A 25,711-nucleotide genomic window follows, 5' to 3' on the forward strand; every position below is an offset into this window, starting at 1 on the left:
GAGGTTATTGTTTATAGTCAGATTGAGACATAACTAAACCCACCTCATTTATAGCGCCTCAGCGTTTCTTCTGCGTGACAGCAAATTTTTTCAATTAGCTCCTGAGGTTCTTCAATTAAAGCATGAGCACCTAAGGTATAGAAAAAAGAAGCCATGTAGTTTAATTCATTTCCATCAGTTATCGTATCGATATAGCCACTGCCATCACGCGCCACCTTCACGTGATTTTCAAGCCACGGAACGCCTTTACACTGACGAACGCCTTCGTGCGTCAAGGTTACTTTTAACGAAATCGGCTGTGAGTTTACTGGTTCTGTTTCAAGCCATTCTTTTAACGTAAGAGACATCTTTTCGTCTTTTTCTAAAACTTTTAACGAGTGAATACGATCTGCTCGAAACAATAATACTTTTTGCTTATCGCAGGAATAAGCGGGGCAGTACCACAAGCCGTTATGAGCATAAATGCCAAGGGGTTTGACTTCTTTTCTTGTTTGACCCGTCTTTGAATCATAAAGAAATTCAATATATTTTCCTGTAAGGCTTGCTTCTAGCAGCTCTTTTAAATAAGGAGTGTCTAAGTTTCTTTTAGGATTCCAAAACGCAATATGAGCACTTATTTTATCTACTTTTTTCTTCGTTTCTTCAGACAGGTACACATAAAATTTTTGAAGAGCCGCATGAATTTCTGCATCAAACGGAAGGTCATGATAATACTGCAGAGCTTGATAAGCAAAAAAGATCGAAATAGCTTCTTCTTCCGTAAACAAGATAGGAGGGAGAATACGGTTTTTTAACACTCTGTAACCACCGCTCCGTCCTTTTTCACTGTAAAGAGGCAGTCCTAATTCACTTAAGTCCAGCAAATAGCGCTGAACGGTCCGTACAGAAAGGCCAAATTCCTCCGCTAGTTCTTTTGCCGTAAACGTTCTTTTTGTATTAATAAACATAAGCATATCAACAAGCCGTCTAGACTTAGCCATTTATTTTCACCTTTTTCTTTTAATATGACAAAAAGTGTCGTATTAAGATGATATCATACAGAAACAGTAAAGTTGAAAGGAGAAAAGGGAATGAAGAAAAAAATCGTCGTATATATTGCCGCAAGCTTAGACGGGTATATCGCAAGAGAAAACGGAGAGATTGACTGGCTAGAAAGCGTAGAAGGAGAGGGGGACAACGGCTACGAAGCGTTTTATCAAACGTGTGATGCGGTCGTTATGGGAAAGGCTACGTACGATCACGTGCTGAAGCTCACACCCGAGTTTCCGTATCTCGATAAAAAGTGCTACGTGTTTAGCCGCTCAGCTCAAGGAAAAGATCAGTATGTGGAGTTTATAAACGAAAGCGTGGCGTCATTTCTCAACAACCTCAATCAAGGTACGAAAAAAATATGGCTGGTGGGAGGTGCTGATATTCTCGCTGATTTCTTAAAAGCAAACAGGGTGGATGAATTTATTATATCGGTTATTCCCGTTTTGCTTGGAGCTGGTATTCCATTGTTTAAGCCAGGAATTCCAGAAATGAACTTCAAGCTCACTAATATGAAGCAGTACGGACAAATTGCTCAGCTGTATTACAAAAGAGGATAAGTCTTTTGCGGGGCATTCAATTACTGTTATTTTAGGGACAGTGACATCAAGACCGGCTTTTTTTCATAGTATATTTTTGGGGTGAAAAAATGCCAAGAGTAAATTATCGAGATTCAGACGTTGCTTTAATGGCAAGGATGATGAGAGCAGAAGCTGAAGGCGAAGGAAAACAAGGCATGCTGTATGTTGGAAATGTCATTGTAAATCGCCTTAAAGCAAACTGTTTAGATTTCAAGAATTTAAGATCCGTTCCGCAAGTTATTTATCAGGTGCAGGGAGGCAACTATTCGTTCGAGGCTGTTCAAAAAGGAAATGTATTTTATCAACGAGCAAGAGGTGTTGAAAAAAGGTTAGCCAAAAAGAATTTGGATTATTGGAGAGAACACCCGGGGAAATATGCACTGTGGTACTTTAATCCATCCGCTCCATGCCCTCCAACATGGTACGGTCAACCCGCTTCTGGTCAATACAAAAATCATTGCTACTATGAGCCAAAGCCTGGAACATGCGCTAGCGTTTATAACGGGTAGATAGCTTAGAAGATATGCTGCGCTTTGAAAGTCTGGCCTCAAATCCAAACCGTTAGCTGCAGGTGACAAGGTAATTCTTCTTCATATAATAAGAGAAAGCCCTCTTTTCATAAAGAGGGCTTTTGCTAATTGGTGCATGTCTCATTTTGCTTCAAATTTTATGTTTTTACCAGCAGCAAATTCGGATTGATCCTTCGCTTTTGTATCTTTTACCACCCAGGACGTCTTTACCTTAGCTGCTGCTAAAATATCTTTGATTTGCTTATCGGTTAAGCCTTTCGTATAAAGGACAAATTCCCTTGTATAGATGTTTTTGTTTTCTTGCTCTTCATCTGCACCGCTGCCAAACCAATATCTTGTTTGCTGATCGTCTTTCATGTTATTAAAAGCTTCTTTATAGTTAGGTAGCTTAACTTGAATATCCGACAGGTAGTTCGTACCGCGTAAAGTAAGAGTCATATGTACTTTGTGAAAATCTTTTTTAGAAGGGCCTGTTAACCCTGATGTTCCAACTTCACTAAATTCTTTTTTCGTCAGCGGTTTAACTGTAGTAGAAACAGAAACTTTTGGATCTGAATTATTTGTCACAACGTCTTCGGTACTGCAGGCACTTAAAATGAACAGCGTTAAAAGAGCATAAATTGCTCCCATCACTTTTTTCTTCATGCTCGTTCTCCTTTGTCATTAATAGATAATGGTATTCATTCGCCATGTTCATTATCTTTACCTTTATTTGTCACAACGTCATGATTAATGAAGAAAAGTATAGAAACATTAAAAAGAGAAATGCCGAGGCATTTCTCTTTTTGTTCTATGAGTCTGGATTAAGCGAAGTATGCGTATACTCCGGCATACGCTCTTCTTTTTCCGTTAGTTGAGTATCGGGGCTTTGCTGCTCTTGTGAAACAGGAGACAGCGTGGATTTTTGTTCATGATTCATGTTTGTCATTCCTCCTTCTATGAAGTGAGCTGTTAATCAAGTTTATACGTTTACTAATCTTGCTATTAATTTACGTTACATTGTAAAAAATATACAAATAAAACGTGCATAAATGTAAAAATAGTATAAAATACCATGATTATTTTTGTTTAGATACGGGTAGAGTTAAGTACATTACTTTTATCCATTGATGATTGAAAACACATACATAAAAAACAAAGGGAGTGGAGAAAGATGAGAAAAGAAGAGCAGCCTGTATTATCTGATTTTATTGAAAAGGACCAATTTGAGTTAAATTCATATTTAACCTCTTTACTTGAAACGACAAGTGAAAAGAAAGAAAATCAAAGTTGATGAGTTGAAAACATAAAGGGCTACTTTCCATGTGGGAAGTAGTTTTTTCATTTGTGAACTTGATATACTTATTGGACAAAGAGGTGAGAAAGATGAACCAAAAAGACGTGGTTTCGAAAAGTATTTTAACAAAAGCGACCGGCTTTTTGGCATCCGGTTATACTCATAGTTTAAATCCATATGCTGGATGTACATTCTCCTGCAAATTTTGCTACGTGCGAGAACTACCAATTCAGCGTTTTAAAGAAATGGAGTGGGGAACGTGGTTAGAGCTGAAAGTCAACGCAGCTGAAGTCTATCAAAAAGAAATACAAAAACTGCGAAAAAAAGAGCAGCCGGTGTGCATTTTTATGTCTTCAGCGACAGATCCCTATCAGCCGGCTGAGCGTAAAGCAGGCATCACTCGGGCTCTTTTAGAAACAATGATCAATCATCCGCCTGATTTTTTACTGATTCAAACAAGATCGCCGCTTGTGACGAGAGATATTGATTTGCTTTTACAGCTTCAAAAAGTATGTGACCTTCGCGTATCGATGACTATTGAAACAGACCGAGAAGATGTAAAACAAATTTTTTCTCCTTATGCTCCGGGGATGAAACTTCGTATAAATGCGTTAAAAAAAGTAAAAGAAAGCGGAATTTTAACGCAAGTAGCCATTGCTCCAATGCTTCCTTTCACGCCTGAATTTCCTGAGAAAATAGAAGGAATGATGGACCGGATTTGCATTGATACCTTGTACTTAGGAGACGGTTCCTTAGGGAAAACGTCTAAAAGGCTAGGGATGCCGGAACTATTTGATCAGCACGGTTTCCTAGACTGGTATGACAAAGACATTCATATCAAAGCCATTCGTTATTTTGAAAAATTTTATCCTTCTTCGATGATTTATCTTTCTCAAGAAGGGTTTGCGCCGTAAAAAAAGAAGGGCCTATATAGCCCTTCTTTTCTCCATATTAATTTTTATACGTATCAAACATGTTTGTGTCATCAGGTACGTTTTCTAAATAACTGATCTTCCCGTTTTTATCTAGCTTAGCAATATCTTTTCCCGTTTGAGTAAATACGCTACCAGATGCACGTTTTCCGCATACTGCCCAAGGCGTTTCAAACATGTCCGTACCTTCAACTGCTTTCCAGCCTTCAAACATATGCTTAATATCAGCATTTTCTTTAAAAACCATTTTCACAAACAGCTTCCAGTTTTCAATGCCTTGCTTTTCGTGGCCGTTTAAGACAAATACGATATCGTCTGAAAAAAGGCTCACCAATTCTTCAAATGCTTGTTCGCTTGTACGTGATTGATCGAATAAATCAAAATATCTATTTAAGTTTTCCATGATAATCTCCTTTGGGTGCTACAGCACCATTTTTTCTTCTACAGTTGCTTTTAGCATGTCCAGGTTTTCTTTTGGACATTTTTTATGAATTTCATTTGTAAGCGTGGCAATGGTTTGCCGTTTTAAAATGGACTGCCATGAAGATTCGGCTTCTTCCATTAAATCGGATAATAAGCAAATATCTTTGTCTTTTAAATTAAGCATATCGTGAAAAATACCGCTTGATGAGTAAAGAGACTGCTTGCCTTCAATGGCTACGTATACGTCATAAATACGAATTTCTTCCGGCGTTTTCTTTAAGCGAAATCCACCTTTGCTACCAGGAACGGAAGCAAGTAAATCAGCGCTAACCAGCTTGCGAAGAAGCTTTTGAAAATACGTAGGCGAACCCCCAAGCTGAGTGCTGATAACATCTCCTGGCAGCACAGCTTTTTCAGGTAAAAACGTAAGCAGCAAAATGGCATACACCGATTGCTCAACGCCTGTTTTCATATGCAAAAACATCATCTCCTGCCATATGTGTACAATGTGGATAATGATTATCCATGTTAGATTATCATACCGCTTATGAATCAAAAAGTAAAGCAGTTACTTAATATACACGCGATATTCGTGTATACTGTGAAAGAAGCAGCAACAAAATACGGAGATGAGAGAATGACAACTATTGCAGATATCGCTCGGCTTGCAGGAGTAGCAAAAAGCACTGTATCCCGCTACCTTAACGGAGGGTCTGTGAGCGATGCGACGAAACGAAAAATTGAAGGAATTATTAAAGAAACAAACTATAGCCCAAATGCTTTTGCTCAAAGCTTAAAAGCAAAAAAAACAAATATCATCGGTGTCATTGTTCCTCGCATGGGTTCTTTTGCGACTTCCCGCACATTAGATGGTATTGACCAAGAACTTAGAGACCACCACTATCAAATGATTGTTTCCAATTCTAATCAAGATTTAGAAAGAGAAATTGAAAATATTTATACGCTGGCTAAGCAGAAGGTAGCCGGTATTATTTTGCTTGCCGTTCAGATTACAAAAGCTCATTTGGAAGCGTTCCGTACGATTTCAATTCCCGTTTTGCTAATTGGACAGGAGCATAAAGAAGTTCACAGTTTAATTCACCAAGATTACGAGGCTGCATGCGACATTGGAAGGTACATAGGGGAAAAAGGGCATAAAAAAATCGCTTTTTTAGGCGTAACTGAAAAGGACATAGCTGTAGGGGTAAAGAGAAAAGAAGGGGTAAAGCAAGGTCTTAAAGACAGCGATTGCGAGATCCGCTGTTATGAAACAAGCTTTAACATGAGCGATGCAATCGGAGCAGCTACGGCAGTGATGAAAGAATTTAACCCGTCCATGATTGTATGTGCGACCGATAACATTGCGCTTGGTACGTTAAAGGCAGCTTATTTAAACGGACTGCGCGTTCCTGAAGATGTATCCATTACCGGCTTTGGAGGCTATGAAATTACAGGTGTGATTCATCCGAGCTTAACAACCGTAAAATATTACTATAAAGAAGCGGGCCAAATGGGAGCACAGCGAATTATCAAGCTAGTTAACGGCGAAGAAGTTGAAAAGCTTACACTTTCGAACTATGAATTGATTGAAAGAGAAAGCGTTGACAATCGTTTTACATAAAAAATGATTGACAGAATGTAGGAGATGCTATAGTATGAATGGTGTAAATACAAACAAATAATTGAACGTATCTCCTAAAGGGGAGTAGCTTTAACAGCAAAGTCGTCATTACAGAGATTATCTCTCGGCTTTGTTGGCGACATTATGTTGTTAGCAAGACCTTTACCGCTTATTTGGTAAGGGTCTTTTTTGTATTCAATTATAAAAAAGGAGGAAAAGGCTCGGACATTTAGAGGAGAAACGTTACATAAAAAGAGAAGGTGGAGGTAACTATGGAGGAACTAATTGGCGTATCAGTGCAAGGTTTGCTGCAAATTATTTTTCTTGATTTAATTTTAAGCGGAGATAACGCGATTGTGATTGCAATGGCGGCTCGTAACGTACCAAAAGACTTACAAAAAAGAGCGATTTTAATTGGAACAGGCGGCGCGATTGGTCTTCGATTATTATTTGCGGCTATTATTGTCCCATTATTAAAGATTCCATTAATCGGAGCGGTCGGCGGCTTGATGCTAGTCTGGATCGCGTATAAATTATTAGCCGATAATCACGAACACGGCGATAACCCTCAAGGTGGAGCAACGGTATGGAGTGCGGTTAAAACGATTATTATCGCAGATGCGGTCATGTCATTAGATAACGTATTAGCTCTAGCTGGTGTAGCTCATGAATTTGTTCCAATTATGATTGGTGTATTAATTTCAATTCCGATTATTATTTGGGGAAGCAGCTTTATTATGAAAGCAATGGAAAAATTTCCGATTATCATTTACGCTGGAGCGGCGATGCTCGCATGGTCTGCTGGAAAAATGATTGTTGAAGATAAAATTATTGGTGGATTTGTTCCAAGTACAGCTTTACATCTTGCTGTTCAAGTTATCTTAACGATTGCAGTTGTAAGTATTGGATACATGAAAAACAAAAAAATGAAAAAAGAACAAGCCCACGCAGCTTAATAAAAAAAGAGCGTACGGATGATCCGTACGCTCTTTTTTTATGATTCGGGATAGTGCATAAGTAAAAAAAAGCTTGCTTCTTCTTCAGATGAATTGATATAGCTGTGAGAGGTATTTCCTGAAAAATGCAGAGCGTCTCCTGAGACTAATTCATGTTCTTCACTTTCAAAACGAACCGTTAATTCTCCTTCTTTAATAAGTAAGTATTCATCTCCTAAGTGAGTTTTTGCTTCATGCACGCATCCGGGCTTTAATGTGACAATGTAAATTTCAAACTTTTTTTCCGGGTGATAAGGAAAAAAAGAATACACTAAGTAATCACCTTTGTTGTCCGTGATGGGATCTAGCTGTTTTATGCTTACTTTCTGCACATCCGGAGTGTCTTCTTTTATAAATACAGAAAAAGAGACTTGAAGGCCGTTCGCAATCTTCCAAAGCGTAGTAACTGTCGGACTGGATTTACCTTTTTCAATTTGTGCAAGCATTGCTTTGCTCACACCTGTTAATTCAGAAACTTGATCAAGCGTCAAATTTCGATTTTTTCGTAGTTTAACAAGATTTTTAGCAATAATATCTTGAATCGCGTCCATTGTTGTACTCCTTTAATGATTATAAAGATAGTATAACATACCGTTGTTTAATATAACGTATAGATGTATAATATAGCAGAAAAGGAGGGAGTACGGTGATCGCAGAAAAAGCAGTACAGCAGAGAGAAAAAGTGGATCTAACGTTCAGACAAGGGGCCAAGGACTGTGTCCCTACGCTACTCGGTTACATAAGCATAGGGCTTGCCGCCGGGATTGTCGGCGTGTCCTCGCATCTTTCCGTTATGGAAGTTACTTTATTATCAGCGCTCGTGTATGCCGGGGCTGCTCAGTTTATTATTTGTGCACTGATGGTTGCGAACAGTTCGATTTCAGCTATTATTCTCACAACATTTATCGTTAACTTACGACATTTTCTTTTGAGTGCTACGGTCGCGCCTAAATTCACAAAATATTCGTTATTAAAAAACGTTGGAATTGGAGCACTTCTGACGGATGAATCATTTGGAGTGTCTTCAAATAAAATTGCAAAAGGGGAGCCAATTAATGACCGCTGGATGAACGGATTAAATATAACGGCTTACGTCAGCTGGATTATCGCCTGTACGATGGGAGCCATTTTTGGGCATTTGCTATCTGACCCGGAAGCCTTTGGATTTGATTTTGCCTTAACGGCTATGTTTTTAGCTCTGCTTGTTTTACAAATCGAAAGCGTGTTACCTTCAAAACTTAATCATTATTTACGTTTAATTCTTTATATGGCGATTATTATGATTGTGCTGTCTTTTTTTGTACCTTCACATGTAGCTGTCTTAATTTCAACGATTATTGTAGCGACGATTGGGGTGGTGACGGATAAATGAGTATCCACTATTCAACACTTATCATTATTTTAGGGTGTGCCCTTGTTACCGTAGTTCCTCGTATTGTTCCGTTTTTAGTTGTGCGTAACATCGCGCTGCCAGAACCCGTATTAAAATGGCTGTCCTATATTCCTATTTGTATTTTAACAGCACTTGTTGTACAGAACTTTATCATTCAAACAAATGACAGTGTGAAAATTAACTGGCCCGTCATCATCGTAGTCATTCCGACCTTACTGATTGCGCTGAAAACAAAAAGTTTATCTCTCACCGTTATTAGCGGAGTTGGAATGATGGCGCTGCTTCGTTTGTTTTTATTTTCATAAAAGAGTGTTTTCGTTTAGTTGAAGATAAAATTGAGTCTACTCATAATATGTTCATTCATAAAAAAGAAGCATCTTTTATAGCTCTACCATGCTTTTAAAAGGTGCTTCTTTTTTATTATACGTTTGTTGAAACAGGCAAGCTGCTTAGCGTTGTAAAACAAAAAGCCATTTTTTTTGCAAAATGCAAAGGAGGCTCTACAGATTGAATATGAAGATACATAAGGACGGGTTCTGTAAAAAGCCAATGGTTATGCAAAGCGCTTACGATAAGACCTTGCCGCGCAGCAGCTTCTGTAAAACGAGGGATTTCTTCTTGTAAAATAGCAATCTCAGCCAAGTTTAACGCGTTTCCCTGCGCGTCTATCGCCTCAAATGATACACCAACAGGAACGACAGAGCTGCTTTTCCGCCCTTGAACAGAAGCCTGAAAGCTTCTTTTAAGCGACACTGAGCATCCTGTTGGACTAACTTTGCTTTTAGCGTTTAAAATCTGGCCAAACTGCTGACATATCTCACTTGTAGTATACATATAAGCCCCTGCCTTTCTTCTATACTCTTAGTAAGCTTTATGACATAAGAGCTTCACTTATGCAAACCGTGTTCTTATAAAAAAATCCTCTTCACGATGAAGAGGATTTTTTTATTATTCAGCATGCGATGAACGTTCGTTTAACAAATTTTCATAAAAACGAGCAAGTGAAGCAGAAAGGTATGGAATAGACCATAAAAAGCCGATTCCTACTGTAATAATACTTAATAAAAACCAGCCAAGAAAGCTTAGCAGCAGCAGGAAGTACTGTCCTTTATAACCATTCATCAACCTACGGCTTTCTGTAATCGCTTGATTCATCGAGTAAGTAGGATTGTCTTTACAAATATAGTACGTTTGTGAATATGCCAGTGCTTTAATAATTCCAGGAATGAGTAAAAGCAGCGACCACAGCATCACATAAAGAGTCATAAGTACATAAATTCCTAATGACTTTACATAAAGGCCAAAGTCTTGGAATGTTTTAAACAAGTGCCCCAATCGAACAGATTCACCTCGTGCTAGACCTAAAAATGCCCAGTAGTTCGCCATCAGAAGAGGCGAGAAGACAATAGCAAAGGCAGTTGAAATCCATGAAGCGGAATCAGATTCATCTTTCATCCAATTGTCATAGCCTCCGCTTGCCACAATTTCAAATGGAATAGGCAGAAGCGTATATACTCCGTACGTCACCACCGTCAGTAGAATCGCAAGTCCCCAGCGATTCTTTAAAGAAGCTTTAGCTTCTCTTTTAATCGTACCGATGTTCATGTTGTTCCTCCTTTAATGTTGCAAAACAGTATCTTTTTGCTCGTATTAACATGTAAACCATGCACAATTGTTAATTTTGTATGAAATGAAAATAATAGTCAATAGGTTCTGAGATGAAAAGCAATGCTCCTGCGAAAAAATTTTACTAGACAGATAGAAATCGCTAAATAGGTACAATCTGTTTTTGAAGAAGGAGGAGGTGCAAAAGCACTGTGTGCGATGTTTTATTTTAGTATGAAGTGAAACCCTCATGGAAAGACTTGCTAAGATAGGAGGGATTTCTATGTTTGAAATGATTAAAATGATGCAACAAGTCTTAAACAAAAAGGAATTTTCTTATTGGGTTCATCAAGATCTTTTTAGTTTTCAATGGTGGCTCATAGTAGTGATAAATGCTCTTTTTCTGCTACTTTTTTACTTTTTTATTGATAGACAGCGTCTCTTTTTTATGCTTCTCGTTTTTTTTATCAGCTTTGACATAGTCGGTTTAGTAGATGAATTCGGGAAATTTTTTAACCTGTGGTGCTATCCTCATCAGATGCTGCCGTTTACAGATCGCTTCAATACGGTTGACTTTGCTATTATTCCGGTAAGTATCGCACTCGTCTACCAATTTTTCAGCAAATGGAAATTTTTCTTTATCGCACATATTATTACGTCTGCCGTTATTGCTTTTATAGGCATTCCGATATTCAAAGCGCTGTATTTGTACCAATTGCTGAACTGGTCGATGTTTTATTCATTTCTTACCGTATTCGTCATGGGAATTGTCGTGAAAATGATTAGCGATTGGGTTGCGGGTAAGAAGAGAGGCTATAGCGTTAGCTAAACAAACAATACTCCTATCTATTTGAGATAGGAGTATTGTTTGTTTAAAGGAAAATGGCAGTATTCCTTTATAATGAATGTAAGAAAGAATGAGAGGAGACTGTGAAAGTGGAAAAAGCGAATATCACCCGAACATTTTATGAGTTGGAATGCAGCCACTTAAAATCAGAGATACGAACCTCTGCTAAAGAGCTTTCAAACATTCTTGCAGATGATTACGTGGAGTTTGGCAGCTCGGGCAGGGTATGGAAACGAGAAGATTACAATCACAATCATGTACTTTCGCCAGATGTATTTGAGATCTCTCATTTTCATGTAGACGTATTGTCTCCTGACTGCGTATTAACTACCTATCATCTTATGAACCATACGGCAGAAAAAAAGACGCTTCGCAGTTCTATTTGGCGAAAAAGAGAAGAAAAGTGGTGCTTGTTTTTCCATCAAGGCACAGTGACAAACGGTGAGTAATAAATAAGATTATTCGGTTATTATTATACTTTCCCTCTATTTGATGCTATGATGAAAGTATATTTTGACGTAAGGGATGTTTTGAAATGAGCAAAAATAACGTAAAAAAAGAAGTGTTTTCATGGATTAAGTCCATTGTTATTGCATTGGTTATTGTAGTGGGAGTTCGCCATTTTTTATTTGCGCCAACTACGGTTCACGGTGAATCGATGTATCCAACGTTTGAAGATTCAAATCGCGTTATTTTAAATAAAATCAGTGATGTTGATCGCTTTGATATGATTGTATTTCATGCACCGGATGCAGATGAAAATTATATTAAACGTGTAATTGGACTGCCAGGAGATACGGTAGAAATGAAAAACGACGTTCTGTATATTAACGGAAAAGCTTATAAAGAGCCGTATTTAAAAGAATCTAAAAAATCTCTTGCACCTAATGAAAAATTCACGGAAGATTTTACGCTTCAAACGCTGCCCGCAACTGATGGCAAAGTGAAAGTGCCGAAAAATTCACTGTTTGTAATGGGTGACAACCGTCCTGTAAGTCATGATGGACGAGCATTTGGCTTTATTTCACAAAAATCAGTGATCGGAAAAGTGCAGTTTCGCTACTATCCGTTAAATGAAGTGGGCGAACCGAAATAAAAAAGATAGAAAGACTGACGAAATTTAATTCGTCAGTCTTTTTTTGTTGGGTGAAAAGAACTGATTTTAAAAAAACGATTTGCTTTATGCAAGTTAAACATCTTCTAAGAAATTAGTAAATTAGATCTTGTTTTTTTCTTTATTTAGGAAATCATAAGGGTGTTTAAAAAGGGACTTCTAGGTACCTATGTTACTTCAAAGTAAGAGGTAGTACTGATAGATAAGCAGTTTTTATGGGTATACAGATATATGAAGATAAAGAAGTAAGGATTTTGGAAAGGAGCAGGTCAGCATGAAAAACGTATTAATCATTAATGGACACGAGTATTATAAAAAGTCAAAAGGAGAGTTAAATCAGACGATTTTTAATGAAATGCAGCATTTACTCGCTGATCAATTTGACATTAAAACAACGGTGGTTGATAAAGACTACGAAGTAGAAGAAGAAATTGAAAAGTGGCTATGGGCTGATGTTGTGATTATGCAGACGCCTATTTACTGGTTCAGCATTCCCGGAAAGTTTAAGCAATATATTGATCGCGTGTATATGGATAACATTTTCTTTAAAGGTTCCAATCAATACGGGCGAGGCGGCTTATTAACGGGGAAAAAATACATGTTTTCTCTTACATGGAATGCGCCGGAAGCGATTTTTAACAATGACGAAGCTTTCTATGAAGGAAAAAGTTTAGACGAAGCCATTATGCATTTGCATAAAATGAATCAGTACGTCGGTATGAGTCCACTTCCAACATACTCTATTCACGATGTAGTTAAACATCCAAACATTGATCACTACAAGCATAAATTAGAAAATCACGTAGCAGAAGTATTTGGAATAGGTGAGGGACATTAAAAATCAATCTCTACAAAAAAACCGACTAAACAGTCGGTTTTTTTATTCATTATGATGCAAAAATCGTATCTCTTAATTATTGGAGCTGAGGATTCAAAGCCGATTTATATGGCAACAGTTGTAAAGAGGAACTTCCCTATATTAACGGCAAAATTGTGCGCGTAGAATGTCATGAATGCAATCGCACAATGGTATTTCAAGTTGATGTTTTGAAAGAGTTTTATAAAGAGGTTTATAAGCGTGTCTCTACGAAACCTAACCGAGTATCAAAAAAATATAAAAAAGATATAAATAAATTTTTAATTGGAGTTCCTATAAGGTTAGTGAGCAAACCTTATCGTCTCATAAAAGATTTTAACGAATCCATGCGTACTATTCACCGATACAAAAAATGAACTGCTGCTCTTAAAATTTTTATATAAATGATTTCCTTGAAAATCATGTTTTAGATGTTTAAGGAAAGGGTATAGTAAATAGTTCTCCGATATGAAATGAATTATGAAGCAGTACTTACACGTATCTTTACTTTAAAGTCTAAGAAGGTGAAGGTATGGGATGGATGAACGACTAGAAAATAAACGTTGGGTTGCCTATTGCCCTGTGACGGATCGGCTCGTAAATCTAGAACTTTCTTCTATTAAAAAAGAAGGAAAGAAAGACATCATCACCAGTTGTACAGGCATTGAAGATATTTGTCATACTTGCTTTATAACAAATACCGGGGATGTATCAAAAACATAGCGCGATGTTTGTAAAAGAGATGTGAGTTAGCGCTGCCTGTTATTATGACTCATGCACAAACACCTGTAGTATTTATCTTTTTTTAAATGCTACAGGTGTTTTTTGTTTAACTGGAATCTTTTGAAAATAAGCTTGCTGAGCACTTACAGGATCTGCACATCAAGCAGCAATTTTAATTGTGAGAATGCTTTTTTAGATGTTATATAAATTTTATCAGGTATGGAGCTAGGAAAAGTAAAAACATAAAAAAGCTGCTTTATATAAAGCAGCTTTCTTACGTGACAGTTTCAAACTTCAGGGTGTGAGGTGGGATAGTTTTTGTTTACCCCCCTATATGTAAATAAAACAATCTAAATCATAATGAAGTAGAAGTTATTTATTCCATTTGTTTATAAATTGTTTAAATCCAACATGAAGCAGTTTAGCGTTGGAAAATAAGGGAAAAAGCATACTAACTTGCCTGTGTATATTTAGAAAAGGAGGGATAAAGATGTCGTTAGCTCATTTTGATGATATTTCAGAAATTTGCTATGCATGTGAAAAACAGCCTCTTGGGAAAAGACAAAAACGCATTGGCGTATGGACGGAAAAAGAAATGAGAAAGCCTGTTGAAGAGAGAGTAGAAAATCAGAAGGTGGTCGCACTTTCTCGTTAATGTAAAAAAGCCTTTAGCTCATCTAAAGGCTTTTTTACGTATTGGCGTTTGGACATGTGTGAAGGGTCATAGAAGCAATCGTTATAAATCTTCTAGTCTTTGAACTTTTTTGCCTTCTATTTTATGCTGTTCCATCGTTTCTTTTAACTCTTTGTTCGCCGTTGTCATGGTCGTTTCATTTGTTACGCCCATAAATGACCAGCCGTGAGATTCAAGCCAGTACTTGAATTCCCGCAAAAACTCTTCCTGCGTTCCTCCCGTATGATAAAAAGCTCCTTGAATCGTAATAGCTGGTTTTTCCGTATTATACGTTACATACATTTTATTTGCACACATCCAAATGGACCTCCTTTATTAATAAACAAACGTAAATTGACAAAGAAGCGCTAAATCATTCCTCAATAGTTACACTATTTCTCTATTTGACTGCTGTTTTCCTTTTAATCTCTGCGATTAATCATAATTAAATCAAGTTTTTTACAGAAAGAGGAATGTAAGTAAACAGATAAAAAGCGCGTTTCGCAATGAAATCGTCATATTTCTACATATTCTTTAAGGGTCATGTAAAAGTTGTAACATAATGAATGGCACTGTAAGAAACTTAATCCAATTAGAACAAATGTTACTGTTTTTTTTAATGAAAAGGCGAATCTATGTGCTAAGGTAATAACAGGTTCAAATTTTAGGAGGTAGTTTTTGTGAGTAAAAAACGTGTAAAAAAATGGGCAGTTGCTTCTGCAGCGTCTGTAGCATTTCTAGCAAGTCAAGGAACAGCATCAGCAGCAGCTTCGCACAAAGTCGTAAAAGGAGATACCTTGTGGGGGCTTGGCCAACAAAATGGGGTTACGGTAGATGAGCTGAAAGGCGCTAATAACCGCCAAAACGACATGATTTACGTTGGAGAAACATTAACGATTCCTGACCAAGGACAAGCACAACCTGCCGCTAGTCCGGCAACATCTGTACATACAGTAGCACAAGGCGAAACGTTATATCATATTGCAACACAAAACGGCATGACTGTGGATCAGTTAAAAGCTGTTAACGGTTTACAAAGTGATATCATTACCATCGGACAAACATTAAAACTTCAAGGAGAAGCACCGGCGCCGGCACAAACTGCTCCGTCTACATCGGTTTCTGCACAAGATCAAGATTTACTAGCTAGATTAGTAGAGGCAGAAGCAAAAGGTGAGCCGTACCAAGGAAAAGTAGCGGTAGCAATTGTGGTATTAAACCGTGTAGCTTCACCGGAATTCCCAAATAGCATTCACGACGTTATTTATCAGCAGCTAGGAAACGGCGTATATCAATTTTCACCAGTAGCAAATGGAGCAATTAATCAACCTGCATCAGAAGAATCAAAACGAGCGGTAAGCGAAGCATTATCAAACCCGCATGAAAACGATGCGCTGTTTTTCTATAATCCGAAAATCGCTGAAAGTCAATGGGTTGCAACGCAGCAAGTAACGGCAGTTATCGGAAACCATGTATTTGCAAAATAAGTAGATTTCTTTCAAATATAAACATATATTTCATATATATGTAATTGCGATACAAAGAGGCTGTGACAAAAGTATTTTGCTTAAAGTTAAATCCGAACCATTAATAATTATTAATGGTTCGGATTTTTTGTTGTTATGGTGAACGTAGATTTCATGTATGTAGTTATTTCTAGCTGGTGGTTAGAGGCGAAGACTCCTGCGAAAAAAGCGTAAGGGATGAGACCTCACGGAGCGCGAAGCCTTGCACGGAAATCAACAGCGGTGAAACAAGCAGTCCAGATCATTTATTCCTATTATTCGTCTTTAAATGAGGGCGAGTTAGGTATGTTTTAATCTCTTATGTATGAAGAGAGAAATAGCTCTTTTTAAGTTTAATTGAACCTTAAAATGCCTTAACAGATCCATCTGTTAAGGCATTTTTTTGCTTTAATTTTAAGAAAACCATTGATTATTTAGAGAATAATGGTATTATAGGGGTAGTCAATTGATAATGATAATCATTTACATATGATATAGAGGAGGAGATAACTAGACTTCTAGATGAAAGAAAGGAGCAAGGAAAGTTGAAGTTTTATCAGTTAATTCTTGTGTTTGCTGTACTAGCGGTTTCGTCTCTTTTTGTAGGAGTACAAGACCTGTCAGCGATGGATCTGTTTCATTTAACAAAAGAAGAAAGCCAAACGCTGTTTTTTAGTCGTTTTCCTAGGCTTTTGAGTATTATTATGGCGGGAATGAGCCTTAGTATTTGCGGGTTAATTATGCAGCAAATTACGCGAAATAAGTTTGTCTCTCCAACAACTGCAGGAACGATGGACTGGGCAAGACTTGGTGTGTTGATTTCTCTACTAGTATTTGCTTCAGCAAGTCCTCTATTAAAAATGAGCATTGCTTTCATTTTCTCACTTGCGGGCAATCTATTGTTTATGAGAATACTAGACAGAATTAAATTTAACGATACGATTTATATTCCACTAGTTGGTTTAATGCTCGGCAGTATCGTAAGTTCCCTAGCTACCTTCATCGCTTACAAATACGATTTGATTCAAAACCTTTCTTCATGGCTGCAAGGCGACTTTTCGCTAGTAGTCAAAGGGCGATATGAACTTTTATACCTGAGTATACCGCTCTTAATAATTGCTTATCTTTACGCAGATAAGTTCACGGTTGCTGGTATGGGAGAAAGCTTTTCAATCAATTTAGGCGTGAAATACAAACAAATCGTAAACATTGGATTAGTCATTGTTTCGCTTATTACGTCGATTACGATTTTGACCGTTGGCATGCTGCCTTTTTTAGGATTAATCATCCCAAATATCGTATCGATTTACCGTGGAGATCATTTGCGAAAAAGCCTGCCTCATACAGCAGTGCTTGGAGCTGTATTCGTACTTGCGTGCGATATTTTAGGCAGAGTCATTATTTTCCCTTATGAAGTTTCTATTGGGTTAATGGTCGGTGTAATAGGAAGTGCGATCTTTCTTTTTATGCTGATAAGGAGAGGTCGTTATGCATAACAAATATAAAATTATTATTCTGGCCGCGCTGGCTATTTTGTCGGCTGCGCTGTTTATCAGCTATGATTTAGGCTACTGGCAGTACACGCTGCCGCGAAGAATTGAAAAAGTCGCTGCGATTGTTTTAACCGGAGGAGCGATTGCGTTTTCATCCGTTATCTTTCAAACGATTACCAATAATCGAATTCTAACTCCTAGTATTCTAGGGCTGGATTCACTGTATTTATTTCTGCAAACGTTTATTGTGTACATCTTTGGCTCGACGAATATTGTCATCATGAACAAAAATCTTAACTTTCTTCTTTGCGTTTCGCTGATGATTATCTTTTCGGTCTTGCTTTACATACTGATGTTCAAAAAAGCCGGTAAGAATATTTTCTTTATTTTACTGGTTGGAATTGTGTTCGGCACGTTATTTAAAAGCATGTCTTCATTTATGGAAATGCTGATTGATCCGAATGAATTTCAAATTGTACAAGATAAATCATTTGCAAGCTTTAACAATGTCAATAATGATTTGCTATACATAGCAGCGGTTATTTTTATCCTGCTTGGCATTTACGTATGGCGTTTTACCTCCATTTTTGATGTTCTGTCGTTAGGAAGAGAACATGCGGTAAATTTAGGTATTGATTATGACAGGCTTGTCAAAAAAATGCTGATTGTGATCGCCATTTTTGTCTCAGTGGCCACAGCTTTAGTTGGGCCGATTACCTTTCTTGGACTGCTTGTTGTGAACCTTGCGAGAGAACTGTTCAAAACGTACAAGCACACCTATCTAATGATGGGATCACTGCTGCTTAGTGTTATAGCCCTCGTCGGAGGAGAATTTATTGTTGAAAAAGTGTTCACCTTCAGCACCACGCTGAGCGTCATCATTGACTTTGCCGGCGGAATTTACTTTATTTATTTGCTGCTAAAGGAGAATAGATCATGGTAGAAGTAACAAATGTCAGTAAAAAATACGGAGAAAAAACCGTTTTAGAAAAAACATCTGTGGTGATTCCAAAAGGGAAAATCACATCATTTATCGGCCCAAACGGAGCGGGGAAAAGTACGCTGCTTTCCATTATGAGCCGTCTTATTAAAGCCGACTCAGGATCAATATCAATAGAAGGAAAAAATATAGAGAATATTGACAGCTCGGATTTAGCCAAAAAAATGAGCATTTTAAAACAGTCCAATCAACTGAATATCAGACTTAGCGTACGTGAACTCGTAAATTTTGGCCGGTTTCCTTATTCAAAAGGCCGGTTAACAAAAAGCGATGAACAAGCGGTTGATCAGGCGCTGAGTTATATGAAGCTTGAAAGTATTCAAGATAAATACTTAGATGAACTGAGCGGAGGACAGTGTCAGCGAGCTTTTATCGCTATGGTCATCGCACAGGACACGGAGTATATCTTCTTAGATGAACCGCTCAATAACTTAGATATGAAGCATTCTGTTGAAATTATGAAGCTGTTGAAACGTCTCGTAGAAGACTTAGGCAAAACCATTGTGATTGTCATTCACGATATTAATTTTGCGTCTGTCTATTCGGATTACATCGTGGCGCTTAAAAACGGTGAAGTGATCCGTGAAGGCCCAACAGAAACCATCATTCAAACATCTGTATTAAAGGATATATACGATATGGATATTCCAATCGAAACGGTTGGCGGACAGCGTATTTGCGTTTATTTTTCATAAAATTTATTCATGAGGTGACAAAAGTGAAAAAAGTGTTAGTAATGTTTGTAGCAGTCTTAACGGCGATTGTTGTGGCCGCTTGCGGTAATCAAGGAGCAAAAGAAACAACAGGTGGAGAAAGTAAGCAAAAAGAAACGGTAACGGTAACCGATCAGTTCAATAAAGACGGAATTAAAATTGAGAAAAATCCTAAAAAAGTTGTAGTATTCAGCATGGGTGCACTTGATACGCTAGATAAACTAGGCGTTGAAGTAGCGGGCTTGCCAAAACAAGCGATTCCTGAGTATTTATCAAAGTATCAAGATGATAAGTATGCGAATGTAGGTGGCTTAAAAGAACCTGATTTCGAAAAGATTGCAGAACTAAAGCCAGACTTAATTATTATTCAAGGGCGCCAAGCAGATTCATTTGATGAATTTTCAAAAATTGCGCCGACGATCTATATCGATACGGACAACCAGCACTATATGAAGTCATTTAAAGAAAACACAAAAGTACTAGGACAAATTTTTGATAAAGAAGATCAAGCGAAAAAAGAGCTAGCAGCAATTGATAAGCAAATTGCAGATTTGAAAAAACAAGCGGACAAACTAGATAAAAAAGCGCTTGTAATGATGGCAAATGACAGCAAAATGACAGCATTTGGTCCAGGGTCTAAATACGGATTAATTCATGATGTATTTGGTATCAAAGCAGCAGACGACAGCCTAGATCCATCGGCTAAGCACGGTCAAAGCATTGCATATGAATATTTAGTTAAGCAAAACCCGGACTACTTATTCGTGGTTGACCGCGGCGCAGCAATTGGTGAAAAATCATCTGCTAAACAAATTGTTGAAAATGAGTATGTAAAAGAAGTCAATGCAGTGAAAAACAATCACGTTGTGTATCTTGATCCAGGTCTTTGGTATTTATCTGGAGGAGGCCTTGAGTCAATGGCAGGCATGATTAAAGAAATCAAAGCAGGGATAGAGAAATAATAGAGAAAAAGGAGCTGGTTTTAACCAGCTCCTTTTTTTGTGCATGGACTGGGGCAAGCTTTTCCCTGTACCAAATTATGATATTAATAAATACCCTGAATGAAGAAAATTTGTCGAGATGGGCTATCATAACACGCAATTTGATTTTAGGTCAGATCCGCACAGAATGGAAGAAATATTCCAAGGGCAGACGCCAAGCAGAAATGGCGGAGACTTGAGCGTAACGCCTCCACCGGAAGCTTTTCCCGTTCCTCACTTATCTGAAATGCCAAATGAGCACGCTCCAGGTTTAGGAGACATGAACGCTTAAAAATATGTGAATTAGCTTTAGTGAATTAGAACTAAAGTAATTTAAAAAACATTGACTGAGGGCTAGTAGTCAATGTTTTTTTATGTTTTTTGAGCTGCTATTCCTCTAAAGGCAAGAACATCTGGCCGTTTTTATAAACTTCGGATGAAATGTGTGTTAATTTAATTGTTTTTTACAAGAAGAAAAGGGAATACTTTCTTTAATCGCTTGTAATAGAAAGCTAATAAGGGGCATGCTGCTATGAGTAGTCAACAAGATGAATTTTTATTTAAAAGAGAGCTCTATCGCTTAGTACAAGAATATAAACGTTGTAAAGTTGAAGAAATTAGACGGGCCATTCAAAAGGATATTCTGCTTTTGAAAAAGGTTATAAATAACTAAAATAGATAGACACAGACAAAAAAGCTCATGTTAGTTAATAAATGAACTTTTTTGTCTGTTTTAAACTTGCTCAAACGAATTAATATGTCTATTAATGGTCTTAGGAAGATTATGGATCATATTAAACAAAGCTAACGCAGCTGTTTCCAGTTCTTCATAACGATAAATGATATCGTTCTCAATGTCGCAGATTTGAAAACTGTTTAATTGTTCTGAATAACTCAGTGTAAACCTATTAGCAAGAGTATGAGTAATATCACTATCTTTATAATTTACTAAATTTGTTATCATATGCTTAATTTCAGTGAGGTTCATTCACCAAGTCACCCTTTCATGTTATTGAGGTTATCATATCATGTACAGGTAATTTGAATGCTGTTTTTTACAATTTGTAACACCAATTTTCAAAATGAAACATAAAGGTAATAAAAAGTTAAAACGAGCAGCTTAACGCAAGCTGAACATCTCCTAAGAGGGTGTAGGATTTTCTTTAGAGTAGGTCAACTCCAACTTTTTATCCGCGATTTCTTTTAGACCAATACGGATCATACTGAATACTAAAATCCATAAGACAACCGTCAAAATCGTATGTCCTGCTGGGACAACACCTAGTATAGGTGAGTCCCAAAGAGCGTGCATAAAAACGACAAGCAAAAATACACCGAGAAATTTCAGTTTTACCAGCATGTTCCACTGAAATTTCTTATCTTCTTGTACGATGCATATGGCAGCTCCTGTCAAGGCAGCCCAAGCCACATGCCCCCCAGGAGCGAAAATACTGCGCCAGAGTATTGTGGAATAAAGCATGTGAAAGCTGCCGGAAAGAAGTGCCCGTAGAGCATAGCCAGCGGTTTCAAAAGCAGCAAAACCAGCTCCTATTGCAGCTCCTAAAAGAAGGCCGTTAAGGATATATCTATATTTAAGATTGCGCACAAAATAAATAACAGCGATAACTTTAGCGAGTTCCTCACATATTCCAATTACAATCACGTTTGTGTTATTTCCAAGAATATCGTAAAACACAAGTGCTAATAAAAGTGAAAGGATTCCGCCAATAAAAACGACATAAACAATTTTGTAAATAGCAATATTCTGGGGAGCGTTCATTTCCCAAAAGAAAATGAGAGTAGTAAATGGAACTGCAAAAGCACCGACTACAATAAGACCTGGTATGAAGTTGATGTTTTCGAACAAACTTACGCCTAAATATAGGCCTAAGTATGCGACAAGCGCAATAAGAAAGACCCTTGCAAAAAGCCAAGGTTTTGGCCATGTATTTACAACTTCTTCTATTTTAGGAGTCGTAAGCCCTGTTCCTACAATAAAAAGCCGTTCAGCTTCCATTTCACTGTGCTGTCGGAAGACTCGAGAAAATATATTTCGAAACTTAGGTTCAACGGAACGTTCATTTCTCGGAATTTTATCAACACGATGGGCAAACAAGTAGAATATGCTGTAGTTTTCGTTGTGGTCCACGATTTCATGGCCGCAATTTAAGCAGAATTTTACCCCTTCCGAATTAGAATAAGCACAATGGGGGCATTTCATTTATCTTCCTCCTTTTTCTAGATATAAATCGTTTGACGCTTGTCTTCTGACATCTTCTACATATATTATGTGAGCTGATGAAAAAAGCATAAGAGGGTTTGGTAGGTAATTTGCTTAAATAATGGAATGGTATGTATATAAAAGAACAGAAGCTATTGTAAAAAGAGACCTTATTAAAACTAAAAAAGGGCTGTGTCATAAGTCGAACATTCGACTTACAGCACAGCCCTTTATATGATTGAAAATGTGGATTTAAGTCTGTTTTCTTTACAGTACTACGCAATAAAAAAGCTTCCTGAAATAAAAACGATCACACCAATAATCATCATTAACGTTTCGCGGTCTTTTTTTCCTGTTTTTTTATTAGCAGGAAGCAGCGATTTTGCAAGAGGCTTGGCAAAAATAATGACAAGCATGCAAACAGCAGCAAAGATGCCAAGCGCCAGCTGAAAATTACCTTCAATAAAGACGCATGCCATTAAAAGTACAAGACTTATTTTTAGAAAAATTTTTGATAGGTTCACTATCAACACTCCTTTAGAACACTTAATACGAAAGACTTAGTGATTTTTTTATGTGCCTGTTGTTTTCTACGGCTTGAAGGAGAAAATGAGCGACGTCAGAACGGCTGATATTGCGTCCGTTTTCTGGTATGCTAGCCTCTCCTATACGATAATACGTGGTTAATGGACCGCTTGTTAAACCCATTGGCCGAGCAACGGTCCAGTCGAGTCCGCTTACCTTCAAGAGCTTCACGGCTTCGTGATGATCGCGAAGTACATTTTTTAAAATACGCTGAGCAAGCCAGCCCGTCATCCCAGGAATTTCTCCGTCGATTCCCGCTGAAGCCGTGTAGGCGATACGCTGAATTCCGTTTTCGTTCATACATTGAACCAGCAGATTTGTCGTTTCTACTAAAAGGGTAGAATGCCCTAGATTTTCGGTTCCAAGACAAGAGATTACTGCATCACACCCCCGCATGGCCTGACAAACTTCATAATAATCAAGCACGTCCCCTTGTATGATGTGTACGTTCGCATGCGTTATCTTAAGCTTAGATGGATTTCGCACAAATGCTTTTACATAATGTCCGTTTTTAATCGCTTGCTTTATTAATTCCTGTCCGGTCCTGCCACTTGCGCCAATCAAAAAAATGTTCATACGATCAACCCTTTCGTTTCAATGTAGGTAGTAAAAACGAAATTTTCTTTTACCATAACACATTTTTCTCGATTTAGCTTGTCAAAACATAAAAGCTGCTTACGAGATTCATCAAAGTAAGAGGTATCCTCTGTTCTTTTTTAAAACTTATGTCATAGACTGTCTAGAAAACGAGGAAATGTACGAACGGTTTATAAAGGTGTTTAATGCTATAGAAGCGAAAGGGTATTATAGGAATAAGGGACGAACAGAAGGGGCGATGCACTATGAAAAAAACGGTAAGCCGAGCACGTGTTATCATAGTACTAATAGGTTTTCCGCTCATCTTTCTCATTATGGCGCTTGTGACGGGTGAGTGGCGATATATGACTTGGATAATCCCGCCTGCACTGATGTCATGTTGGACGGCACTCTTCGTATTAAGAAAGCAAGAAGAAAGATAACAGGAAATTTGAACTATTGCATCGAATTTATAGAAAAAGTATAAAATGATAGAAAGCTATAGTAAGAAAATTTAATGAAGGACGGTGTGAAGATGAACGGACAACAGTTATTGTATGGGTTGCTTACGTCTAAAGGCGATATCCTAAGAGCTGCTTATGTGTTATGTGACCACCGCATTTATACGGAAATGTCAGCACAGTATCAGCAAACGGAGCATACGGATTTTCAAGCATCATTGGTAGAAGAAATGAAATTGCTTGAAAAACAGCCTGAAGTAGACATGCATCTGCATATTTTGCTTGAAATGGCGAAGTTTTTTGAACTTCCCGTTTCTCATGCTACGACAAATGGCGAACTGTACGAGTTAAGTGATAACATTGGAAATTTGCTTGTATCTAAATACAATGAGCTGTTTTCAATTGCACGCTGTCATACGCTAGAAGACGTAATGCGCCATCAAATCCGACTGTTCTTTCATCTAATTGATTCGCAGTACATGATTGCTACAAATCGTCAGCAAGCTGTGTTTCAGCAGCAGTTGATGAATTGGATTGAACAGCTAAACCCCATGTATCAAGAAAGAATGATTGATGCATTAGGAGACTATCAGCAGAAATCGCTTGTGAAACTGCTGCAAAAAAAAGGGACAATCGAGCTATACAAACAGCTTCCTCCGCACGCATACCCTGCTATTTCAGGCCTTATGGCAACCGTAATGAGTATTTTTATTCCCGTTAATTACCCGCCAGCACTGCTATTTAGTATGAATGCGCCGCTGTTTTTAATGGCGAGCTTTGAAAGTCATGAAATTATTGCAAAACGCAAAGAAGCTGGAACTTTTTTACCGCTGTTATTAGTAGTTGTTCAGCTGATGTGGACGTACAAGCTTGAGCATCAGGATGAGCTGTTGAATTATCAGTCTCTGCTGATTAAATGGTCATCTGTACACACAGCGTATCAAGATTATGTAAAAAAGAAAGAGCAGTCACTGTTTGACCGTGAACGGTTGGACAGCTTTATTTATAAAACAGAGCAGTATGTTAAGCAGCTCCGCGCAACGGAGAAAAAGACGGTGAAACAAATTGAAACGCTCAAAACAGCTATTCGCCATCAGCTTGATGAAATGGAGCTCACATCATTAAACGGAGGGCTTGTGCTTCAAAAAATGATTGAAGAGCATGAATCATTAAAACAAGATGTAGAAGAACTGCAGCGTAAGCTTTCGATTAAAGGTGACTTCTTCTCTAAAGTAAGGCTGACGTTCCGTTCTGCAGAACGAGCTGTCAAAAGCAAAGTGAAAGAAGTAGAGCGTAAAAAAGTGCTTATGCAAATGACGGACTTTATTTTAGCAAATCGTTTGCCCGTATGCGTGGATATTCAAAATGAAATTTATGATTATCAAGACGAGTTGACGACGACTATTTTTCAAATTAATCAGCAGGTCGAGCTGCTTGAAGAAACAAAACAAAGCCGCCAGCTAGCCGATGCAAAAGTACGCCGCTATGATCAAGAAATAAAGCGATTTGAGCGGAACTATTATGGCTTAAAAGAAGGAACAGTTGAAGAAATGGCACAGTAAAACTGGGACAAACGTAT

At 37.8% G+C, this 25,711-nt stretch carries 32 protein-coding genes and 1 pseudogene; 21 read left to right on the top strand and 12 right to left on the bottom strand.

Translation table 11 applies throughout. From position 1 onward, the window contains the following. Window positions 1–44: 44 nt before the first annotated feature. A complete protein-coding gene (locus ACRPLY_RS11890) occupies window positions 45–980 on the bottom strand; it encodes a helix-turn-helix transcriptional regulator (protein ID WP_325077182.1) in 936 nt (311 codons plus the stop codon). A 90-nt stretch (window positions 981–1,070) separates the two neighbouring features. Between ACRPLY_RS11890 and ACRPLY_RS11895 the strand changes: the two genes are divergently transcribed. Both ACRPLY_RS11895 and ACRPLY_RS11900 read left to right on the top strand, forming a co-directional pair. Then, window positions 1,071–1,589, top strand: a complete 519-nt coding sequence (locus ACRPLY_RS11895) for a dihydrofolate reductase family protein (RefSeq protein ID WP_325077181.1) — start codon at window positions 1,071–1,073, stop codon at window positions 1,587–1,589. An 89-nt stretch (window positions 1,590–1,678) separates the two neighbouring features. Next, window positions 1,679–2,119: a cell wall hydrolase gene (locus ACRPLY_RS11900; protein WP_013083968.1), complete on the top strand. Its 441-nt coding sequence runs from the start codon at window positions 1,679–1,681 to the stop codon at window positions 2,117–2,119. A 141-nt stretch (window positions 2,120–2,260) separates the two neighbouring features. Here ACRPLY_RS11900 and ACRPLY_RS11905 read toward each other — a convergent pair whose 3' ends face one another. Together ACRPLY_RS11905 and ACRPLY_RS11910 are read right to left on the bottom strand one after the other, a co-directional pair. Next, the gene (locus ACRPLY_RS11905; RefSeq protein WP_028414482.1) at window positions 2,261–2,785 is read right to left on the bottom strand and encodes a hypothetical protein; all 525 of its coding nucleotides are present in this window, start codon (window positions 2,783–2,785) and stop codon (window positions 2,261–2,263) included. Between the two features lie 145 nt (window positions 2,786–2,930). Further along, entirely contained in the window at window positions 2,931–3,059 is a 129-nt protein-coding gene (locus ACRPLY_RS11910; protein ID WP_255219776.1) for a hypothetical protein, read from the bottom strand. A gap of 446 nt (window positions 3,060–3,505) precedes the next feature. Here ACRPLY_RS11910 and ACRPLY_RS11915 point away from each other — a divergent pair, with 446 nt between their 5' ends. Next, window positions 3,506–4,330 (top strand): SPL family radical SAM protein, encoded by an 825-nt coding sequence (locus ACRPLY_RS11915; protein ID WP_325077177.1) that lies wholly within the window; start codon window positions 3,506–3,508, stop codon window positions 4,328–4,330. A gap of 37 nt (window positions 4,331–4,367) precedes the next feature. Here ACRPLY_RS11915 and ACRPLY_RS11920 read toward each other — a convergent pair whose 3' ends face one another. After that, complete coding sequence (locus ACRPLY_RS11920) at window positions 4,368–4,751, bottom strand: nuclear transport factor 2 family protein (protein ID WP_028414480.1); 384 nt, start codon at window positions 4,749–4,751, stop codon at window positions 4,368–4,370. An 18-nt stretch (window positions 4,752–4,769) separates the two neighbouring features. Further along, window positions 4,770–5,249, bottom strand: coding sequence for an RrF2 family transcriptional regulator (locus ACRPLY_RS11925; RefSeq protein ID WP_013057917.1), 480 nt, complete (start codon window positions 5,247–5,249; stop codon window positions 4,770–4,772). Window positions 5,250–5,408: 159 nt separating this feature from the next. Here ACRPLY_RS11925 and ACRPLY_RS11930 point away from each other — a divergent pair, with 159 nt between their 5' ends. Both ACRPLY_RS11930 and ACRPLY_RS11935 read left to right on the top strand, forming a co-directional pair. Beyond that, complete coding sequence (locus ACRPLY_RS11930) at window positions 5,409–6,392, top strand: LacI family DNA-binding transcriptional regulator (protein WP_028414479.1); 984 nt, start codon at window positions 5,409–5,411, stop codon at window positions 6,390–6,392. 272 nt (window positions 6,393–6,664) lie between these two features. Next, window positions 6,665–7,348, top strand: coding sequence for a TerC family protein (locus tag ACRPLY_RS11935; RefSeq protein ID WP_028414478.1), 684 nt, complete (start codon window positions 6,665–6,667; stop codon window positions 7,346–7,348). A 38-nt stretch (window positions 7,349–7,386) separates the two neighbouring features. Here the strand turns inward: ACRPLY_RS11935 and ACRPLY_RS11940 are convergent, their stop codons facing one another. Next, on the bottom strand, window positions 7,387–7,938 hold the full coding sequence (locus ACRPLY_RS11940; protein ID WP_028414477.1) for a helix-turn-helix domain-containing protein: 552 nt from the start codon (window positions 7,936–7,938) through the stop codon (window positions 7,387–7,389). A 95-nt stretch (window positions 7,939–8,033) separates the two neighbouring features. Between ACRPLY_RS11940 and ACRPLY_RS11945 the strand changes: the two genes are divergently transcribed. Beyond that, a complete protein-coding gene (locus ACRPLY_RS11945) occupies window positions 8,034–8,759 on the top strand; it encodes an AzlC family ABC transporter permease (protein ID WP_028414476.1) in 726 nt (241 codons plus the stop codon). Continuing rightward, on the top strand, window positions 8,756–9,085 hold the full coding sequence (locus ACRPLY_RS11950) for an AzlD domain-containing protein (RefSeq protein WP_028414475.1): 330 nt from the start codon (window positions 8,756–8,758) through the stop codon (window positions 9,083–9,085). Before ACRPLY_RS11945 ends, ACRPLY_RS11950 begins: the two co-directional genes overlap by 4 nt. 115 nt (window positions 9,086–9,200) lie before the next feature. On the opposite strand, the gene ACRPLY_RS11955 is transcribed toward ACRPLY_RS11950, so the two are convergent. Both ACRPLY_RS11955 and ACRPLY_RS11960 read right to left on the bottom strand, forming a co-directional pair. Then, window positions 9,201–9,614, bottom strand: a complete 414-nt coding sequence (locus ACRPLY_RS11955; RefSeq protein ID WP_028414474.1) for a DUF1259 domain-containing protein — start codon at window positions 9,612–9,614, stop codon at window positions 9,201–9,203. A 114-nt stretch (window positions 9,615–9,728) separates the two neighbouring features. Continuing rightward, on the bottom strand, window positions 9,729–10,385 hold the full coding sequence (locus tag ACRPLY_RS11960) for a DUF975 family protein (RefSeq protein ID WP_028414473.1): 657 nt from the start codon (window positions 10,383–10,385) through the stop codon (window positions 9,729–9,731). 283 nt (window positions 10,386–10,668) lie between these two features. On the opposite strand from ACRPLY_RS11960, the gene ACRPLY_RS11965 reads away from it, so the two are divergent. The 6 genes from ACRPLY_RS11965 (at window position 10,669) to ACRPLY_RS11990 (ending at window position 14,580) form a co-directional block, all read left to right on the top strand. Beyond that, a complete protein-coding gene (locus tag ACRPLY_RS11965) occupies window positions 10,669–11,214 on the top strand; it encodes a CBO0543 family protein (RefSeq protein ID WP_155010002.1) in 546 nt (181 codons plus the stop codon). 107 nt (window positions 11,215–11,321) lie between these two features. Continuing rightward, window positions 11,322–11,681: a DUF4440 domain-containing protein gene (locus tag ACRPLY_RS11970; protein ID WP_251439780.1), complete on the top strand. Its 360-nt coding sequence runs from the start codon at window positions 11,322–11,324 to the stop codon at window positions 11,679–11,681. Between the two features lie 86 nt (window positions 11,682–11,767). Then, complete coding sequence (lepB, locus tag ACRPLY_RS11975) at window positions 11,768–12,328, top strand: signal peptidase I (protein WP_028414470.1); 561 nt, start codon at window positions 11,768–11,770, stop codon at window positions 12,326–12,328. A 292-nt stretch (window positions 12,329–12,620) separates the two neighbouring features. Continuing rightward, a complete protein-coding gene (locus ACRPLY_RS11980) occupies window positions 12,621–13,184 on the top strand; it encodes an NAD(P)H-dependent oxidoreductase (RefSeq protein WP_028414469.1) in 564 nt (187 codons plus the stop codon). A 555-nt stretch (window positions 13,185–13,739) separates the two neighbouring features. Then, the gene (locus ACRPLY_RS11985) at window positions 13,740–13,925 is read left to right on the top strand and encodes a hypothetical protein (RefSeq protein ID WP_014459286.1); all 186 of its coding nucleotides are present in this window, start codon (window positions 13,740–13,742) and stop codon (window positions 13,923–13,925) included. A gap of 490 nt (window positions 13,926–14,415) precedes the next feature. Further along, window positions 14,416–14,580 (top strand): hypothetical protein, encoded by a 165-nt coding sequence (locus ACRPLY_RS11990; RefSeq protein ID WP_013057894.1) that lies wholly within the window; start codon window positions 14,416–14,418, stop codon window positions 14,578–14,580. Window positions 14,581–14,661: 81 nt separating this feature from the next. Here the strand turns inward: ACRPLY_RS11990 and ACRPLY_RS11995 are convergent, their stop codons facing one another. After that, entirely contained in the window at window positions 14,662–14,916 is a 255-nt protein-coding gene (locus ACRPLY_RS11995; RefSeq protein WP_013057893.1) for a hypothetical protein, read from the bottom strand. 362 nt (window positions 14,917–15,278) lie between these two features. On the opposite strand from ACRPLY_RS11995, the gene ACRPLY_RS12000 reads away from it, so the two are divergent. The 7 genes and pseudogenes from ACRPLY_RS12000 (at window position 15,279) to ACRPLY_RS12030 (ending at window position 20,962) form a co-directional block, all read left to right on the top strand. Further along, window positions 15,279–16,085 (top strand): cell wall hydrolase, encoded by an 807-nt coding sequence (locus tag ACRPLY_RS12000; protein WP_115654345.1) that lies wholly within the window; start codon window positions 15,279–15,281, stop codon window positions 16,083–16,085. 563 nt (window positions 16,086–16,648) lie between these two features. Continuing rightward, a complete protein-coding gene (locus tag ACRPLY_RS12005) occupies window positions 16,649–17,599 on the top strand; it encodes an ABC transporter permease (protein WP_028414467.1) in 951 nt (316 codons plus the stop codon). Further along, window positions 17,592–18,539, top strand: a complete 948-nt coding sequence (locus tag ACRPLY_RS12010) for an iron chelate uptake ABC transporter family permease subunit (protein ID WP_325077173.1) — start codon at window positions 17,592–17,594, stop codon at window positions 18,537–18,539. Before ACRPLY_RS12005 ends, ACRPLY_RS12010 begins: the two co-directional genes overlap by 8 nt. Then, window positions 18,533–19,291, top strand: coding sequence for an iron ABC transporter ATP-binding protein (locus tag ACRPLY_RS12015; protein WP_028414465.1), 759 nt, complete (start codon window positions 18,533–18,535; stop codon window positions 19,289–19,291). The genes ACRPLY_RS12010 and ACRPLY_RS12015 overlap by 7 nt, the downstream gene beginning before the upstream one ends. Before the next feature lie 23 nt (window positions 19,292–19,314). Continuing rightward, on the top strand, window positions 19,315–20,271 hold the full coding sequence (locus ACRPLY_RS12020) for a siderophore ABC transporter substrate-binding protein (protein WP_033580631.1): 957 nt from the start codon (window positions 19,315–19,317) through the stop codon (window positions 20,269–20,271). 43 nt (window positions 20,272–20,314) lie between these two features. After that, a pseudogene (locus ACRPLY_RS12025) lies at window positions 20,315–20,581 on the top strand (manganese catalase family protein); the annotation flags it as partial. Window positions 20,582–20,821: 240 nt separating this feature from the next. Further along, window positions 20,822–20,962 (top strand): hypothetical protein, encoded by a 141-nt coding sequence (locus ACRPLY_RS12030; RefSeq protein ID WP_014459290.1) that lies wholly within the window; start codon window positions 20,822–20,824, stop codon window positions 20,960–20,962. Between the two features lie 468 nt (window positions 20,963–21,430). Here ACRPLY_RS12030 and ACRPLY_RS12035 read toward each other — a convergent pair whose 3' ends face one another. The 3 genes from ACRPLY_RS12035 to ACRPLY_RS12045 all read right to left on the bottom strand — a co-directional run bounded on the left by ACRPLY_RS12035 (window position 21,431) and on the right by ACRPLY_RS12045 (window position 23,671). Continuing rightward, window positions 21,431–22,510: a PrsW family intramembrane metalloprotease gene (locus ACRPLY_RS12035; protein ID WP_154973754.1), complete on the bottom strand. Its 1,080-nt coding sequence runs from the start codon at window positions 22,508–22,510 to the stop codon at window positions 21,431–21,433. A 275-nt stretch (window positions 22,511–22,785) separates the two neighbouring features. Beyond that, a complete protein-coding gene (locus ACRPLY_RS12040; RefSeq protein ID WP_014459293.1) occupies window positions 22,786–23,034 on the bottom strand; it encodes a hypothetical protein in 249 nt (82 codons plus the stop codon). A 22-nt stretch (window positions 23,035–23,056) separates the two neighbouring features. After that, a complete protein-coding gene (locus tag ACRPLY_RS12045) occupies window positions 23,057–23,671 on the bottom strand; it encodes an NAD(P)-dependent oxidoreductase (RefSeq protein ID WP_098112345.1) in 615 nt (204 codons plus the stop codon). Between the two features lie 535 nt (window positions 23,672–24,206). Here ACRPLY_RS12045 and ACRPLY_RS12050 point away from each other — a divergent pair. After that, window positions 24,207–25,694: a hypothetical protein gene (locus tag ACRPLY_RS12050; RefSeq protein WP_325077171.1), complete on the top strand. Its 1,488-nt coding sequence runs from the start codon at window positions 24,207–24,209 to the stop codon at window positions 25,692–25,694. The last annotated feature ends 17 nt before the right edge of the window (window positions 25,695–25,711 follow it).

This window comes from Priestia sp. TGN 0903 (assembly GCF_050846855.1).
GTDB classification, from domain to species: domain Bacteria; phylum Bacillota; class Bacilli; order Bacillales; family Bacillaceae_H; genus Priestia; species Priestia zanthoxyli.

What these genes read in the sequence shown, in the direction of transcription:
- ACRPLY_RS11890 (WP_325077182.1), bottom strand. Translation starts at nt 980, where the DNA reads ATGGCTAAGTCTAGACGGCTTGTTGATATGCTTATGTTTATTAATACA.
- ACRPLY_RS11895 (WP_325077181.1), top strand. Translation starts at nt 1,071, where the DNA reads ATGAAGAAAAAAATCGTCGTATATATTGCCGCAAGCTTAGACGGGTAT.
- ACRPLY_RS11900 (WP_013083968.1), top strand. Translation starts at nt 1,679, where the DNA reads ATGCCAAGAGTAAATTATCGAGATTCAGACGTTGCTTTAATGGCAAGG.
- ACRPLY_RS11905 (WP_028414482.1), bottom strand. Translation starts at nt 2,785, where the DNA reads ATGAAGAAAAAAGTGATGGGAGCAATTTATGCTCTTTTAACGCTGTTC.
- ACRPLY_RS11910 (WP_255219776.1), bottom strand. Translation starts at nt 3,059, where the DNA reads ATGAATCATGAACAAAAATCCACGCTGTCTCCTGTTTCACAAGAGCAG.
- ACRPLY_RS11915 (WP_325077177.1), top strand. Translation starts at nt 3,506, where the DNA reads ATGAACCAAAAAGACGTGGTTTCGAAAAGTATTTTAACAAAAGCGACC.
- ACRPLY_RS11920 (WP_028414480.1), bottom strand. Translation starts at nt 4,751, where the DNA reads ATGGAAAACTTAAATAGATATTTTGATTTATTCGATCAATCACGTACA.
- ACRPLY_RS11930 (WP_028414479.1), top strand. Translation starts at nt 5,409, where the DNA reads ATGACAACTATTGCAGATATCGCTCGGCTTGCAGGAGTAGCAAAAAGC.
- ACRPLY_RS11935 (WP_028414478.1), top strand. Translation starts at nt 6,665, where the DNA reads ATGGAGGAACTAATTGGCGTATCAGTGCAAGGTTTGCTGCAAATTATT.
- ACRPLY_RS11940 (WP_028414477.1), bottom strand. Translation starts at nt 7,938, where the DNA reads ATGGACGCGATTCAAGATATTATTGCTAAAAATCTTGTTAAACTACGA.
- ACRPLY_RS11950 (WP_028414475.1), top strand. Translation starts at nt 8,756, where the DNA reads ATGAGTATCCACTATTCAACACTTATCATTATTTTAGGGTGTGCCCTT.
- ACRPLY_RS11955 (WP_028414474.1), bottom strand. Translation starts at nt 9,614, where the DNA reads ATGTATACTACAAGTGAGATATGTCAGCAGTTTGGCCAGATTTTAAAC.
- ACRPLY_RS11960 (WP_028414473.1), bottom strand. Translation starts at nt 10,385, where the DNA reads ATGAACATCGGTACGATTAAAAGAGAAGCTAAAGCTTCTTTAAAGAAT.
- ACRPLY_RS11965 (WP_155010002.1), top strand. Translation starts at nt 10,669, where the DNA reads ATGTTTGAAATGATTAAAATGATGCAACAAGTCTTAAACAAAAAGGAA.
- lepB (WP_028414470.1), top strand. Translation starts at nt 11,768, where the DNA reads ATGAGCAAAAATAACGTAAAAAAAGAAGTGTTTTCATGGATTAAGTCC.
- ACRPLY_RS11980 (WP_028414469.1), top strand. Translation starts at nt 12,621, where the DNA reads ATGAAAAACGTATTAATCATTAATGGACACGAGTATTATAAAAAGTCA.
- ACRPLY_RS11985 (WP_014459286.1), top strand. Translation starts at nt 13,740, where the DNA reads ATGGATGAACGACTAGAAAATAAACGTTGGGTTGCCTATTGCCCTGTG.
- ACRPLY_RS11990 (WP_013057894.1), top strand. Translation starts at nt 14,416, where the DNA reads ATGTCGTTAGCTCATTTTGATGATATTTCAGAAATTTGCTATGCATGT.
- ACRPLY_RS11995 (WP_013057893.1), bottom strand. Translation starts at nt 14,916, where the DNA reads ATGTGTGCAAATAAAATGTATGTAACGTATAATACGGAAAAACCAGCT.
- ACRPLY_RS12010 (WP_325077173.1), top strand. Translation starts at nt 17,592, where the DNA reads ATGCATAACAAATATAAAATTATTATTCTGGCCGCGCTGGCTATTTTG.
- ACRPLY_RS12015 (WP_028414465.1), top strand. Translation starts at nt 18,533, where the DNA reads ATGGTAGAAGTAACAAATGTCAGTAAAAAATACGGAGAAAAAACCGTT.
- ACRPLY_RS12030 (WP_014459290.1), top strand. Translation starts at nt 20,822, where the DNA reads ATGAGTAGTCAACAAGATGAATTTTTATTTAAAAGAGAGCTCTATCGC.
- ACRPLY_RS12035 (WP_154973754.1), bottom strand. Translation starts at nt 22,510, where the DNA reads ATGAAATGCCCCCATTGTGCTTATTCTAATTCGGAAGGGGTAAAATTC.
- ACRPLY_RS12045 (WP_098112345.1), bottom strand. Translation starts at nt 23,671, where the DNA reads ATGAACATTTTTTTGATTGGCGCAAGTGGCAGGACCGGACAGGAATTA.
- ACRPLY_RS12050 (WP_325077171.1), top strand. Translation starts at nt 24,207, where the DNA reads ATGAACGGACAACAGTTATTGTATGGGTTGCTTACGTCTAAAGGCGAT.